The organism is Streptomyces sp. NPDC046887 (assembly GCF_040644755.1).
GTDB classification, from domain to species: domain Bacteria; phylum Actinomycetota; class Actinomycetes; order Streptomycetales; family Streptomycetaceae; genus Streptomyces; species Streptomyces lichenis.
The window spans coordinates 36,903-50,352 of the sequence record NZ_JBEYXH010000003.1 but is presented as its reverse complement, the minus strand read 5'-3'; the positions used below and the strand labels follow the sequence as shown (position 1 = coordinate 50,352).

The following is a 13,450-nucleotide window of genomic DNA, read 5'->3' as shown; positions in this document are numbered from 1 at the left end:
GGAGAGTTGCGAGGGGGGGTGTCGCGGGGGTGCAGCCCAGGTGCTGCCGGGGTGCGAAACCCGCGTCCGAGCCTACGCCCGGACCCCCGTGCACACCTGTGGGGTCGCCCGCTCATCGGACGCCCGTCAGCCGCTCAGCGCAGCCCCTTCGCCGCCCTCCCCACCGCCGTCCCCGCCCGTCCCCAGCCCTGGGGACGAACGCTCGGCCGGTGGCTCAGCCGCTCAGCCGCACCGGCATGATCAGGTACTTGTAGGACTCGTCCGCCTCGGCGTCCAGCGCGGGCTTGCCGCCCAGCAGCGCCGGCTTGGTGGAGGTGGTGAAGGACAGCTGGGCGACCGGGGAGTCGATCGCGCTCAGGCCGTCCAGCAGGAAGGTCGGGTTGAAGGCGATGGAGATGTCGTCGCCCTCCAGCTGCGCGTCGACCCTTTCCACAGCCTGTGCGTCGTCGCTGGAGCCGGCCTCCAGGATGAGCACGCCCTGCTCGAAGGTGAGCCGCACCGGGGTGTTCCGCTCGGCGACCAGCGCGACGCGCTTGACGGCCTCCACGAAGGGGGCGGTCTCGATCACCGCGACCGAGTTGAACTCGGTGGGGAACAGGGTGCGGTACTTGGGGAGGTCGCCCTCCAGCAGCCGGGTGGTGGTGCGGCGGCCGGCGCCCTCGAAGCCGATCAGGCCCTCGCCCTTGCCGGAGCCGGAGAGCGCCAGGGTGACCGTGTCGCCGCTGGTGAGCGCCTTGGCGGTGTCCAGCAGGGTCTTGGCGGGCACCAGGGCGACCGCGGAGGCGTCAGGGGACTCGGGCTTCCAGCGGAACTCGCGGACCGCGAAGCGGTAGCGGTCGGTGGAGGCCAGGGTGACCGTCTCGCCCTCGATCTCGATGCGCACACCGGTCAGCACCGGGAGGGTGTCGTCCCGGCCGGCGGCGATGGCGACCTGGGCGGCGGCGGAGGCGAAGACCTCACCCGGGACGGTGCCGGTGGCGGTCGGCATCTCCGGCAGCGCCGGGTACTCCTCCACCGGGAGGGTGTGGAGGGTGAAGCGGGAGGAGCCGCAGACCACGGTCGCCCGTACACCGTCTGTGGAGATCTCCACCGGGCGGTTGGGCAGGGCGCGGCAGATGTCGGCGAGCAGGCGGCCGGAGACGAGGACCGTGCCGTCCTCCTCCACCTCGGCCTCGACGGAGACCCGCGCGGAGACCTCGTAGTCGAAGCTGGAGAAGCTGAGGGCGCCGTCCTCGGCCTTCAGCAGAAGGCCCGCGAGAACGGGCGCCGGCGGACGGGCCGGGAGGCTGCGGGCCACCCAGGCCACCGCCTCCGCGAGTACATCGCGCTCCACCCGGATCTTCACCGGAAACCGCCTCCTGCTGTTGCTGGCTCTCGTCGACTGCTGGACCAGTCTGACGCACGCCGCCGACAGCCGGTGCGGCTCGGGGTCAAATCGGGATCCGGCACCCGGGAGCCAGTTGTGCACAGGCCCTGCTTCGAAACGGATTCCGAGCTAACTATGAGTGGGAGTAGTAGTAGGGCCTGTGGAAACCGTGGATAACGTCGTCTGCGCAGGTCAGCCCTGGTTTTTTATCCACTGGGCCTGTGGGCGACACCGGTGGACAACCGGCCCCTTCTGTGGACACCGGGGACTTATACACACCCGATGCACAGGCGGGCCCCACTTCCCCACAGCTCTGTCCCCAGTTTTACCCCGCTTCCCCACAGGCCAACCCGGCAACCTCGTGTGACCGCTTTCACTCGGCGCGGTGATGGGGGTCTGGAGGTTGCCGAACAGTGGACAGGGGTGTGGAGAAGCTGTGGATCACGGGCCTCCGCCTGTGGGCCGCCGGTGGACAACGCCAGACCGGTGCGGTGAACACCTATCTTGTCCACAGCCTGTGGATGACCGTCAGCCACAATTCCACAGCCGTCTGACGTGCGGTGATCTTTCCTCCCCAGGGTCCTCTGTGGATGGATTCTGGACAACTCAGCAGTCCCCAGGGTGTGGACGGCACTTTGACCACTTTCTTGTGGACGAGGCCGTGACCCGATCGTCTAATCGAACGCCCCGGCCCTTCGCCCCCCAGCCCACCGCCCCCACCACCCGCTCCGGCCGGAGCTCTCAAGCCGCCCGCCGAGCCCCCGAGCGGGCGGCGCCCACCCACGACATCGGTAGGTGCCGCCTTCGCGGCTGTCGGCGCTTCTCCCCGTGCTGGCGGGCTACCGCGCACCGGCCCGGCCGCCCCGGTGGGCGTCCACGCCGGTGTACAGGGGCGCCCCGTACAACTCCGGCGCTCTCACCGCGTACCGCCCGCGCCCGCGCAGGCTGCGAACGCGGTCGCGCCCCACCGCCCGGTGCCCCCACTCCGTACCGCCTGGGCTCTGGCCAGTACGCCGTCCGGCGGGTCCGCCGCCCACACCGATCCGCCACACCCACCGGCCCCGGTCACCCCGGCGGGCGTCCACAGCCCGTGGACACGGGCACCCCGCACGGGTCCGCCCGCGGCGGCTCCGGCCGGACAGCCGCGTACCGCCCGACCGCGTACTACCGCGCCCATCGGCGCACCCGCTCCCGGCCCCAGCGCCGCGCCGCGCCGACGACGAGGGGCCGCCTACGGAAGATCCGTGGGCGGCCCCTCGTTCACCGTCCCTGTCCGCGCCGGCAGGCCCCTCAGCCCGCCTTGATGCGGTTGGTCAGCTCGGTGACCTGGTTGTAGATAGACCGCCGCTCCGCCATCAGCGCGCGGATCTTGCGGTCGGCGTGCATCACGGTGGTGTGGTCGCGGCCCCCGAACTGGGCGCCGATCTTCGGCAGCGAGAGGTCGGTCAGCTCCCGACACAGGTACATGGCGATCTGGCGGGCCGTCACCAGCACCCGGCTGCGCGAGGAGCCGCACAGGTCCTCGACGGTCAGCCCGAAGTAGTCCGCGGTCGCCGCCATGATCGCGCCGGCCGTGATCTCCGGGGCCGCGTCCTCGCCGCCCGGGATCAGGTCCTTCAGCACACCCTCGGTCAGGCCCAGGTCCACCGGCTGGCGGTTGAGGCTCGCGAACGCCGTCACCCGGATCAGCGCCCCCTCCAGCTCCCGGATGTTGCGGGAGATCCGGGAGGCGATGAACTCCAGCACCTCCGGAGGGGCGTTCAGCTGCTCCTGCACCGCCTTCTTGCGCAGGATCGCGATCCGCGTCTCCAGCTCCGGCGGCTGCACATCGGTGGTCAGACCCCACTCGAAGCGGTTGCGCAGCCGGTCCTCCAGGGTCATCAGCTGCTTGGGCGGCCGGTCCGAGGAGAGCACGATCTGCTTGTTGGCGTTGTGCAGGGTGTTGAAGGTGTGGAAGAACTCCTCCTGCGTCGACTCCTTGCTCGCCAGGAACTGGATGTCGTCCACCAGCAGGATGTCCACATCGCGGTAGCGCTTGCGGAAGGTGTCGCCCTTGCCGTCGCGGATCGAGTTGATGAACTCGTTGGTGAACTCCTCCGAGCTCACGTACCGCACCCGGGTCCCCGGGTAGAGGCTGCGCGCGTAATGGCCGATGGCGTGCAGCAGATGGGTCTTGCCGAGCCCCGACTCCCCGTAGATGAAGAGGGGGTTGTACGCCTTGGCCGGTGCCTCGGCGACCGCCACCGCGGCCGCGTGCGCGAACCGGTTCGACGAGCCGATGACGAAGGTGTCGAAGAGGTACTTCGGGTTCAGCCGGGCGTGCGGCTCACCGGGCCGCCCGGTGCCCGCCCCGCCGGCGCCGCCCGCACCGCTGCCCGTCCCCGTACCGCTGCCGGGGCCGGTGGAGCCGCCGGTCAGGGGCGCGCCACCGCCCGGCTGCTCCCGGCGGTCGGCCGGCTGTCCGTCGTACGGAGCGGAGTCCCCGCGCCCCGGGCCGCGGTAGTCGCGATGCGGCGGCTGCGGGGGGCGGGTGGTGGCGTAGGGGTCGCGCTCCGGGAAGCCGCCGAGCCGCTGCTGCTGCCAGGAGAGGTCCTCCTGGGTACGCGGCCAGGCCCCCGGGTCCGGGCGCTGCTGGACGTAGTCGGGGTAGGCGGGGCGTGCCGTGGGCAGCCCGTCGTCGGGCAGCTGCTGGGGGGAGTAGCCGCCGCCGTCCGGCTGGCGCCCGTAGCCGCCGCCGTCGTCGTACCCGTCGTAGGGCCGGTCGTACTGCTGCTTGTCATACGGCTTCTCGTACGGCTTGTCGTACGCGTCGGGGGCGCCGTAGCCGTCCTGCGGCGCGCGGTCGTCGTAGCGCGTCCGGTCGTGCGCGGGCGCTCCGGGCGGGGCCGGCGGCTCGCCCGCCGAGTCGTCCACGGTGATCGCGATCCGGATCGGCCGGCCGCACTCGCGGCTGAGGGTCTCGCTGATCAGCGGGGCGAGACGGCCCTCCAGCACCCGCTTGCCCCATTCGTTGGGGACGGCGAGCAGCGCGGTGTCGGCGACCAGGGCGAGCGGCTGGCACCGCTCGATCCACTGCCGGTCCTTGGCCTCGATGCCCTGCTGGCCGCCGTCGCCGAGGAGCTGGTCGATGACTCGCGGCCACACTGCGGCAAGATCGGCAGGTACGTCAGCCACAGGGCACGCTCTCTCACAGGTCCCACGAATGTGTGGTTCTCGGGACGGGATGGAAGGACAGGCAGGAAAAGAATCCGAGTTCAGCCACGGTAGACGGGCGGACTCTCGTCCTTCAAGTTGTTGTCCACAGCCTGTGTATAGCGTGCCGCCGCCGGTCGGCCCCGCGGCCCCTGGCCCGGTCTTGGCCCAGCCCCGGGCCACCCCCGCCCTCACGCCGGACCGGGGCTGGTTTGACCGGATGGCGCAGCCGCGCGTACCGTAACCAGGTCGAGTTGTCGATGGCTGCTGCCGCCTGCCTCCGATGGGCAAAGGTCACCACTGGTGATCGTTCAGCGGTGCACTCGGGCGTATTGCGAGCTACTCGTGGGCGCACGGTGACAGCCAGGCGATGTCCCGCCACCCCACGATTCCCTTCTGGAGCCCCCGAGTGAGCAAGCGCACCTTCCAGCCGAACAACCGTCGTCGTGCCAAGACCCACGGTTTCCGTCTGCGCATGCGTACCCGCGCCGGCCGCGCGATCCTCGCGTCCCGCCGCAGCAAGGGTCGCGCGAGCCTGTCCGCCTGAACCGCGCACAGGTCATGACGTGCTGCCTACCGAGAATCGGCTGAGGCGGCGCGAGGACTTCGCGACCGCGGTACGCCGAGGACGCCGGGCCGGGCGCCCGCTCCTCGTCGTCCATCTACGAAGCGGTGCCACGGACCCGCACGCGTTGGGGGAGAACGCTCCTCCGACCCGTGCGGGTTTCGTTGTCAGCAAGGCCGTCGGCGGTGCCGTGGTCCGCAACCACGTCAAGCGCCGGTTGCGCCACCTGATACGGGACCGGCTGGCCTCGCTGCCCCCCGGTAGCCTGGTGGTAGTACGGGCGCTGCCCGGAGCGGGCGACGCCGACCACGCTCAGCTGGCCCGAGACCTGGATGCCGCCCTTCAGCGGTTGCTGGGAGGGGGCGCGCGATGAAGTACCCGCTGCTGGCCCTGATCAAGCTGTACCAGTGGACGATCAGCCCGTTGCTGGGTCCTGTCTGCCGGTACTACCCGTCGTGCTCGCACTACGGATTCACCGCCATCGACCGGCACGGCGCGATCAAGGGCACCGCCCTGACCGCTTGGCGGATCCTGCGGTGCAACCCGTGGTCACCGGGCGGTGTCGACCACGTTCCCCCACGTAAGCGCCCCCGGTGGCACGAAATGCTGCGCGACCGACTGCGCGGCGGCAAGGGCGGGCCCTCCGCCGAGACGAGCCCGGCCGACGAGACCTCGCCCCATGCTCAAGGAGCCTGATTAGTGGACACGATTGCCAGTCTGTTCAGCTTCATCACCACACCCGTCTCGTGGATCATCGTCCAGTTCCACAAGCTGTACGGCGCGGTCTTCGGACCCGACACGGGCTGGGCCTGGGGTCTGTCGATCGTGTCCCTCGTGGTGCTGATCCGTATCTGCCTGATCCCGCTCTTCGTGAAGCAGATCAAGTCGATGCGGAACATGCAGGTGCTCCAGCCGAAGATGAAGGCGATCCAGGAGCGCTACAAGAACGACCGCCAGCGCCAGCAAGAAGAGATGATGAAGCTGTACAAGGACGCGGGCACCAACCCGCTGTCCTCGTGCCTGCCCATCCTGGCGCAGTCGCCGTTCTTCTTCGCCCTCTACCACGTGCTGTCCAGCATCGCCTCGGGCAAGACCATCGGCGTCATCGACCAGCCGCTGCTGGCCAGCGCCCGTGAGGCCCATATCTTCGGCGCCCCACTGGCCGCCACCTTCACCGACAGCGCGGAGAAGGTCGCCAGCCTCAACGCCTCGCTCGTCGACGTCCGCGTGGTCACCGCGATCATGATCGTGCTGATGTCGCTGTCGCAGTTCTACACGCAGCGCCAGCTGATGCAGAAGAACGTCGACCTCACGGTGAAGACCCCGTACATGCAGCAGCAGAAGATGCTGATGTACATCTTCCCGGTGATCTTCGCCGTGATGGGTATCAACTTCCCCGTCGGCGTCCTCGTCTACTGGCTGACCACCAACGTGTGGACCATGGGCCAGCAGATGTACGTGATCAACCAGAACCCCACCCCCGGCAGCAAGGCGCAGGACAACTACCTCCAGCGCCTGCTGAAGAGCGTCTCCACGCACGGTGAGATCCGGGGCCGGCGCCGCCGCAACATCGTCCGCGCCATCGTGGCCAAGGGGCCGGACCGCAACGACAACGAGCGCAAGTTCATCGCGGCGCTCGCCAAGGAGGGCTACTCCGCCCAGGCCGACGGCACGGTCACCAAGGTCGACCCCGCGGTCGCCGAGGCCGAGGCCGCCAATGCCCGCCGCCAGCAGCCCAAGCGCCAGACCAAGGCCAAGCGCCAGCAGGGCGGCGCGGGGAGCGCGATGGCCGACCCGGCCGAGGGGCCCTCGCTGGAGAAGTCCGACACGCCCTCCGGCGCCACGCCGAAGCAGCCGGCCAAGCCCGCCGGCGGCGGTACCCGGCAGGGCAAGGCGGGGCAGCGCAAGGGCCCGCAGCGGCCCAAGCACCCGTCGTCCAAGAAGTAAGACCTCCCAGCACCTCCCCGTATCTGCGTACTTGTACAGACGTACTTAAGGAGTCCATCCGTGACGGAAGCCACCACCTCCGCTGCCGAGGGTGGCGACACCCTCACCCGCCTGGAGCAGGAGGGTGAGATCGCGGCCGACTACCTGGAGGGCCTGCTCGACATCGCCGACCTCGACGGCGACATCGACATGGACGTCGAGGCGGACCGCGCCGCGGTCTCCATCGTCAGCGAATCGGACAGCCGCGACCTCAGCAAGCTGGTGGGCCGCGACGGCGAGGTGCTGGAGGCGCTCCAGGAGCTGACGCGGCTGGCGGTGCACCGGGAGACCGGCGACCGCAGTCGGCTGATGCTCGACATCGCGGGCTTCCGGGCCCAGAAGCGCACCGAGCTCGCCGAGCTGGGCGCCCAGGCCGCCGACGAGGTGAAGAGCAGCGGCGAGCCCGTCAAGCTCAAGCCGATGACCCCGTTCGAGCGCAAGGTCGTCCATGACGCGGTGGCCGCCGCCGGGCTGCGCAGCGAGTCCGAGGGCGAGGAGCCGCAGCGCTTCGTCGTCGTGCTCCCCGCCTGACACCCCTCTTGGCTCGGCCCCGTCTGTTCGGCAGGCGGGGCCGACTTGTCATCCTCACACTCACCTCACACCGGCGGCCCCGCCGCGGTGCGGCGAAGCGGTACGGAAGGACGGTTTCCCGTGACGGAAGCAGAAGAGCTTCCCCAGGCTCCCCAGGAAGCGCGGACGGTCTTCGGCGAGCTCTTCCCGGAGGCGGTCCGGTACGCCGAACTCCTGGCCGACGCGGGTGTCCGCCGCGGGCTGATCGGCCCGCGTGAGGTGCCGCGCCTGTGGGAGAGGCACCTGCTGAACTGCGCGGTGCTCTCCGAGGTGGTGCCCGAGGGGGTGACCGTCTGCGATGTCGGCTCCGGCGCCGGACTGCCGGGCATCCCGCTGGCCCTGGTCCGGCCGGATCTGAAGATCACCCTGCTGGAGCCGCTGCTGCGCCGGACGAACTTCCTCCAGGAGGTCGTCGAGCTGTTGGGCCTGGACCATGTGACCGTGATGCGCGGCCGGGCCGAGGAGGTCATGGGCAAGCTCCCGCCGGTCCATGTGGTCACGGCCCGCGCGGTGGCCCCGCTGGACCGGCTGGCCGGCTGGGGGGTCCCGCTGCTTCGCCCCTACGGGGAGATGCTGGCGCTCAAGGGGGACACCGCCGCCGAGGAGATCCAGGGCGCCCGGGCCGCGCTGAGCAAGCTCGGGGTGGTGGGCACCTCGGTGCTCCAGGTCGGCGAGGGGCTGGTCGACCCCCTGTCCACCGTGGTCCGGGTGGAGGTGGGGGAGAGCCCGGGCGGCGTCCGCTTCGCCGCCAAGCGCGCCAAGGCCGCCCGCACCTCACGCCGCCGCCGCTGACCCCGGCGGCGGGCTCGCCGGGCTGGGCTTGCTGGAGGCGATGACCCCGGCCCGGGCCTGCCGGGTGCGGCGGGCCGGGCTCGCTGAGTGCGACGGTGGGCCTGGGCCCACGGGGCGGGGCCCCGGTCCCATATGTGTGCATGCCGGAGTGTCGTGACTCCCGGCCCTGCGCCGAGTGACTCAATGTTTCACGTGAAACGTCGCCCACTGCTGCAGGGAATCATCGGCCGCGGTCGCGCGGCCGCCACACCGCGCGACCGCCGCTCACCCCAGCGGGTTTCCGAGTTGTCCACAGAGGTGGAGTTCTCCACAGAACCACCGGCCTCGCTGGTTCACGACCCCGAATACATGACAGGCTCTCCCCATTGCGAGCCTGAAGCAGCCGAGGAGAGTGAATCCTTGCGGTCCGACGCCAACATCGCGGGACCGATGACCGACCCGGTCCCCGGTCCCCGCACCGAAACGGTGGGGGAGGATGTTTCACGTGAAACACCGCCCCCCATGGACGACGCCCCCGTGGGGCGCTCCGCCCAGCTGGCGGTCGAGGCACTGGGCCGCGCCGGTCAGGGGCTTCCCCGGCCCGAGCAGACCCGCATCATGGTGGTCGCCAACCAGAAGGGCGGGGTCGGGAAGACCACCACCACGGTGAACCTGGCCGCCTCCCTCGCCCTGCACGGGGCCCGGGTGCTGGTCATCGACCTCGACCCCCAGGGCAACGCCTCCACGGCTCTCGGTATCGACCACCACGCGGAGGTCCCGTCGATCTACGACGTCCTGGTGGACAGCAAGCCGCTGTCGGACGTCGTCCAGCCGGTGCCGGATGTGGAAGGCCTCTTCTGCGCCCCCGCCACCATCGACCTGGCCGGCGCGGAGATCGAGCTGGTCTCCCTGGTGGCTCGGGAGAGCCGCCTCCAGCGGGCGATCCAGGCGTACGAGCAGCCGTTGGACTACGTCCTGATCGACTGCCCGCCCTCCCTCGGCCTGCTGACGGTCAACGCGCTGGTCGCCGGTGCCGAGGTGCTCATCCCGATCCAGTGCGAGTACTACGCGCTGGAGGGGCTCGGCCAGCTGCTGCGCAATGTGGATCTGGTCCGCGCCCACCTCAACCCGTCGCTGCATGTCTCGACCATCCTGCTGACCATGTACGACGGGCGTACCCGGCTGGCCTCCCAGGTGGCCGAGGAAGTGCGGAGCCACTTCGGCGAAGAGGTGCTGCGCACCAGCATCCCCCGTTCCGTCCGGATCTCCGAGGCACCGAGCTACGGACAGACCGTACTGACCTACGACCCGGGCTCCAGCGGTTCGCTCTCCTATCTGGAAGCGGCCCGGGAGATCGCCCTGCGCGGGGTCGGCCTCCACTACGAGGCACCGCAGAACCATCTGGGCAACCAGAACAACCAGCACATGTCGGAGGGGATCAAATGAGTGAGCGACGAAGGGGGCTGGGACGGGGGCTCGGCGCGCTGATTCCCGCCGCGCCCCAGGAACGGTCCACCACCACGACGGCAGCGCACTCCGCTGCCTCCGGTGCGGGCTCCGTCCTGACCAGCGAGCGAGGGGTGGCCGCCGCCAAGGTGACCACGATTCCCCAGAGCAGCGCCCCGGTGGACGGCCCCCGTGCCGAACCCGAGCCGGCGTACACGGCACCCGAGGGTGCCTACTTCGCCGAGCTGCCACTGGATGTCATCACACCCAACCCGCGCCAGCCGCGCCAGGTGTTCGACGATGACGCGCTCGCCGAGCTGGTGACCTCCATTCAGGAGGTCGGCCTGCTCCAGCCCGTGGTGGTGCGGCCGCTGGGTGCCGACCGCTATGAGCTGGTCATGGGCGAGCGCCGCTGGCGAGCCTCCCAGCAGGCCGGGCTGGAGCGCATCCCCGCGATCGTCCGGGCCACCGAGGACGAGAAGCTCCTGCTGGACGCCCTGTTGGAGAACCTTCACCGGGCGCAGCTGAACCCGCTGGAGGAGGCCGCCGCCTACGACCAGCTCCTCCAGGACTTCGACTGCACCCATGACCAGCTCGCCGATCGCATCGGACGCAGCCGCTCCCAGGTGACCAACACCCTGCGGTTGATGCGGCTGGCTCCCACCGTGCAGACGCGGCTCGCCGCCGGCACCATCCTGGCCGGCCATGCCCGGGCCCTCCTCCCCGTGGAGGACCCCCAGGCCCAAGAGGAGTTGGCGCACCGCATCGTGGCCGAGGGGCTGTCGGTGCGCTCGGTCGAGGAGATCGTCCGGCTGATGGGAGCCGAGCCCGAGGCAGCCGCGCCCAAGAGCAAGGGTCCCCGGGCCGGCGGCCGGGTCTCCCCCGCGCTCTCCGAGCTGGCCACCCGGCTCTCGGACCGCTTCGAGACCCGGGTGAAGGTCGACCTCGGGCAGAAGAAGGGGAAGATCGTCGTCGAGTTCGCCTCCATGGAGGACCTGGAGCGGATCCTCTCCACGCTGGCCCCGGACGAGGGCCCGGTGATCACGGGAAGCCGCTCCGAGCGCGACGGCTGACCATCCGGATTCCGCCACACCGCACTCCCACCCGGGGGCGGGTCCTGGTCCGATTCGGACCGGACCCGCCCCCGTGGCCTGTTCCTGTATGCGGCTCATCACCCCATCGATACGATGCGTTCTGGTATGCGCATCCGGCCTGATCCACCGCGGAGGGAGACCCGGGCATGCGAGAGGTGAGCCGCAGCCGGCTGGTGACAGCGACACTGGGACTCGGGGTGGTCGGCGGGTTCATCGGCAGTCTGCTCCGGGAACGGAGCACGCTGGCAGCGGCGCTCAGCGCGGCCGGCGAGGGAAGCGAGGAAGATCCTTCATGGGGCGTCGGCTCGTACCGCTCACGCTGGACAACCTTCCGGATCTCCCCCAGCGCTGCCGAGCCTGCGTCTTCTGGGAGCTTGATCCGGTCAGTGGAGAAGCCGCGATAAGGGCAGGGACCTCCGAGCTGGAGAAGGAGGGCTGGATCTCGGCAGTGCTTCTGGACTGGGGCTCCTGCGGGCGCGTGGTCTATGTGGACGACACCCCGGTCGGGTTCGTCCTTTACGCACCCCCCGCCTATGTGCCCCGGGCCACGGCCTTCCCGACCAGCCCGGTCTCCCCCGACGCGGTCCAGCTCATCACCGCGGTGATCGTCCCCGGCTACCAGGGACAGGGTCTCGGCCGGGTCATGGTGCAGACCGTCGCCAAGGATCTGCTGCGCCGCGGCTTCAAGGCGATCGAAGCGTTCGGTGACGCGCGGTGGAAGGAGCCGGCCTGCCTGCTGCCGGCCGACCATCTGCTCTCCGTCGGGTTCAAGACCGTGCGTCCCCATCCGGTCTATCCACGGCTCCGCCTAGAGCTGCGCTCCACCCTGTCCTGGAAGGAGGACGTGGAGCTGGCCCTCGACCGTCTCCTCGGCGGAGTGAAGAAGGAGCCCGCCCTACGGCCGCTTTAGGGACCGTGTGAGGCGATACGGCGAACGGCCCACCCCTCGGGGGTGGGCCGTCGATGTTTCACGTGAAACATCGCCCCGGGCGCCGGGGCGGAGGCAAACTCAGGCCTTCGCGGGGGCGTCGCCGAGGAAGGGCTCCAGGTCCCGCACGATGGCGGCCTTCGGCTTGGCGCCGACGATGGTCTTGGCGACCTCGCCGCCCTGGTAGACGTTGAGCGTGGGGATGGACATGACCCCGTACTTCGCCGCCGTGGCCGGGTTCTCGTCGATGTTCAGCTTGACCACCGTGATCTGGTCGCCGTGCTCCTTGGCGATCGCCTCCAGCGACGGGGCGATCTGGCGGCACGGTCCGCACCAGGCGGCCCAGAAGTCGACCAGTACGGGCTTGTCGCTCTTGAGGACGTCCTCCTCGAAGGACGCGTCGGTCACGTTCTTCAGGTCGCCGGCCACGGCGGCCTCCTTCACTTCGCGTATGTACGGGGGATGGGGGGTTGGTCAGATCGCCGCGGTCTTCTCCGGCTCGGCGATCTGCTCGCTGTCCGAGAGGGCGGCGAGGAAGCGCTCGGCGTCCAGGGCGGCCGAGCAGCCGGTGCCGGCGGCGGTGATGGCCTGGCGGTAGGTGTGGTCGACCACATCGCCGGCGGCGAAGACACCGGTCAGGTTGGTGCGGGTGGAGGGCGCGTCCACCTTGAGGTAGCCCTCGTCGTCCAGCTCCAGCTGGCCCTTGAACAGCTCGGTGCGCGGGTCGTGGCCCACGGCGATGAACAGTCCGGTGACCGGCAGCTCGCTGGTCTCGCCCGTCTTGGTGTTGCGCAGGGTCAGCCCGCTCAGCTTCTGCTCGCCCTGGACGGTGGCGACCTCGCTGTCCCAGGCGAACGTGATCTTCGGGTCGGCGAAGGCGCGCTCCTGCATGGCCTTGGAGGCCCGCAGGGTGTCCCGGCGGTGGACGATGGTGACGGACTTGGCGAACCGCGAGAGGAAGGTGGCCTCCTCCATCGCGGTGTCACCGCCGCCCACCACGGCGATGTCCTGGTCCTTGAAGAAGAAGCCGTCGCAGGTGGCACACCAGGAGACACCGCGGCCGGACAGGGCGTCCTCGTTGGGCAGACCGAGCTTGCGGTGCTGGGAGCCGGTGGTGATGATCACGGCCTTGGCGCGGTGGACCGTGCCCACCGTGTCGGTGACCGTCTTGATCTCGCCGGAGAGGTCGACCGAGACCACGTCGTCCGGGATGAGCTCCGCACCGAAGCGCTCGGCCTGGGCCCGCATGTTGTCCATCAGGTCCGGGCCCATGATGCCGTCACGGAAGCCGGGGAAGTTCTCCACGTCGGTCGTGTTCATCAGCGCGCCGCCGGCGCTCACGGCACCCTCGAAGACCAGGGGCTTGAGGGAGGCGCGCGCCGTGTACAGCGCTGCCGTGTAGCCGGCGGGCCCGGAGCCGATGATGATCACGTTACGGACGTCGCTCACGGAATTCTTCCTCGTCTCTGGGGACTGCCTGCTGCCTGCGGGGCCGAATCACGGACTCTTACCCCACGCAACGGATACTACGG

The 13,450-nt window shown here is 70.2% G+C and carries 14 protein-coding genes; 10 read left to right on the top strand and 4 right to left on the bottom strand.

From position 1 onward, the window contains the following. Positions 1-214: 214 nt before the first annotated feature. The gene (dnaN, locus tag ABZ945_RS04955) at positions 215-1,345 is read right to left on the bottom strand and encodes a DNA polymerase III subunit beta (RefSeq protein ID WP_248631472.1); all 1,131 of its coding nucleotides are present in this window, start codon (positions 1,343-1,345) and stop codon (positions 215-217) included. A gap of 446 nt (positions 1,346-1,791) precedes the next feature. Between dnaN and ABZ945_RS04950 the strand changes: the two genes are divergently transcribed. Then, complete coding sequence (locus ABZ945_RS04950) at positions 1,792-1,920, top strand: hypothetical protein (RefSeq protein WP_361263981.1); 129 nt, start codon at positions 1,792-1,794, stop codon at positions 1,918-1,920. 736 nt (positions 1,921-2,656) lie between these two features. Here the strand turns inward: ABZ945_RS04950 and dnaA are convergent. Continuing rightward, positions 2,657-4,540, bottom strand: a complete 1,884-nt coding sequence (dnaA, locus tag ABZ945_RS04945) for a chromosomal replication initiator protein DnaA (RefSeq protein ID WP_361263978.1) — start codon at positions 4,538-4,540, stop codon at positions 2,657-2,659. A gap of 427 nt (positions 4,541-4,967) precedes the next feature. Here dnaA and rpmH point away from each other — a divergent pair, with 427 nt between their 5' ends. From rpmH to ABZ945_RS04900, 9 genes are all read left to right on the top strand, one after another. Beyond that, positions 4,968-5,105, top strand: a complete 138-nt coding sequence (gene rpmH / locus ABZ945_RS04940) for a 50S ribosomal protein L34 (protein WP_006348049.1) — start codon at positions 4,968-4,970, stop codon at positions 5,103-5,105. Between the two features lie 19 nt (positions 5,106-5,124). Beyond that, positions 5,125-5,496 carry a ribonuclease P protein component gene (gene rnpA / locus ABZ945_RS04935; protein WP_361263974.1) on the top strand — a complete coding sequence of 124 codons (372 nt, stop codon included), beginning with the start codon at positions 5,125-5,127 and terminating at the stop codon, positions 5,494-5,496. Further along, the gene (gene yidD / locus ABZ945_RS04930) at positions 5,493-5,819 is read left to right on the top strand and encodes a membrane protein insertion efficiency factor YidD (RefSeq protein ID WP_248631475.1); all 327 of its coding nucleotides are present in this window, start codon (positions 5,493-5,495) and stop codon (positions 5,817-5,819) included. Before rnpA ends, yidD begins: the two co-directional genes overlap by 4 nt. A gap of 3 nt (positions 5,820-5,822) precedes the next feature. Beyond that, positions 5,823-7,070 carry a membrane protein insertase YidC gene (gene yidC, locus ABZ945_RS04925; RefSeq protein WP_361263971.1) on the top strand — a complete coding sequence of 416 codons (1,248 nt, stop codon included), beginning with the start codon at positions 5,823-5,825 and terminating at the stop codon, positions 7,068-7,070. A gap of 60 nt (positions 7,071-7,130) precedes the next feature. After that, a complete protein-coding gene (locus ABZ945_RS04920; RefSeq protein ID WP_361263968.1) occupies positions 7,131-7,640 on the top strand; it encodes a R3H domain-containing nucleic acid-binding protein in 510 nt (169 codons plus the stop codon). A 120-nt stretch (positions 7,641-7,760) separates the two neighbouring features. Continuing rightward, positions 7,761-8,471: a 16S rRNA (guanine(527)-N(7))-methyltransferase RsmG gene (rsmG, locus tag ABZ945_RS04915; protein ID WP_361263965.1), complete on the top strand. Its 711-nt coding sequence runs from the start codon at positions 7,761-7,763 to the stop codon at positions 8,469-8,471. 348 nt (positions 8,472-8,819) lie between these two features. Continuing rightward, positions 8,820-9,896 carry a ParA family protein gene (locus ABZ945_RS04910; protein ID WP_361263962.1) on the top strand — a complete coding sequence of 359 codons (1,077 nt, stop codon included), beginning with the start codon at positions 8,820-8,822 and terminating at the stop codon, positions 9,894-9,896. Beyond that, the gene (locus ABZ945_RS04905) at positions 9,893-10,969 is read left to right on the top strand and encodes a ParB/RepB/Spo0J family partition protein (RefSeq protein WP_361263959.1); all 1,077 of its coding nucleotides are present in this window, start codon (positions 9,893-9,895) and stop codon (positions 10,967-10,969) included. The genes ABZ945_RS04910 and ABZ945_RS04905 overlap by 4 nt, the downstream gene beginning before the upstream one ends. 313 nt (positions 10,970-11,282) lie before the next feature. Next, positions 11,283-11,900 carry a GNAT family N-acetyltransferase gene (locus ABZ945_RS04900; RefSeq protein ID WP_361263956.1) on the top strand — a complete coding sequence of 206 codons (618 nt, stop codon included), beginning with the start codon at positions 11,283-11,285 and terminating at the stop codon, positions 11,898-11,900. Between the two features lie 99 nt (positions 11,901-11,999). Here the strand turns inward: ABZ945_RS04900 and trxA are convergent, their stop codons facing one another. After that, a complete protein-coding gene (trxA, locus tag ABZ945_RS04895) occupies positions 12,000-12,347 on the bottom strand; it encodes a thioredoxin (RefSeq protein WP_248631482.1) in 348 nt (115 codons plus the stop codon). Positions 12,348-12,392: 45 nt separating this feature from the next. Next, positions 12,393-13,367 (bottom strand): thioredoxin-disulfide reductase, encoded by a 975-nt coding sequence (gene trxB, locus ABZ945_RS04890; RefSeq protein WP_361263952.1) that lies wholly within the window; start codon positions 13,365-13,367, stop codon positions 12,393-12,395. Positions 13,368-13,450: the final 83 nt, after the last annotated feature.

Excerpts from the sequence above, each read along its gene's own strand:
- ABZ945_RS04910 (WP_361263962.1), top strand. The coding sequence starts at position 8,820 with ATGACAGGCTCTCCCCATTGCGAGCCTGAAGCAGCCGAGGAGAGTGAA.
- ABZ945_RS04905 (WP_361263959.1), top strand. The coding sequence starts at position 9,893 with ATGAGTGAGCGACGAAGGGGGCTGGGACGGGGGCTCGGCGCGCTGATT.
- ABZ945_RS04900 (WP_361263956.1), top strand. The coding sequence starts at position 11,283 with ATGGGGCGTCGGCTCGTACCGCTCACGCTGGACAACCTTCCGGATCTC.
- yidD (WP_248631475.1), top strand. The coding sequence starts at position 5,493 with ATGAAGTACCCGCTGCTGGCCCTGATCAAGCTGTACCAGTGGACGATC.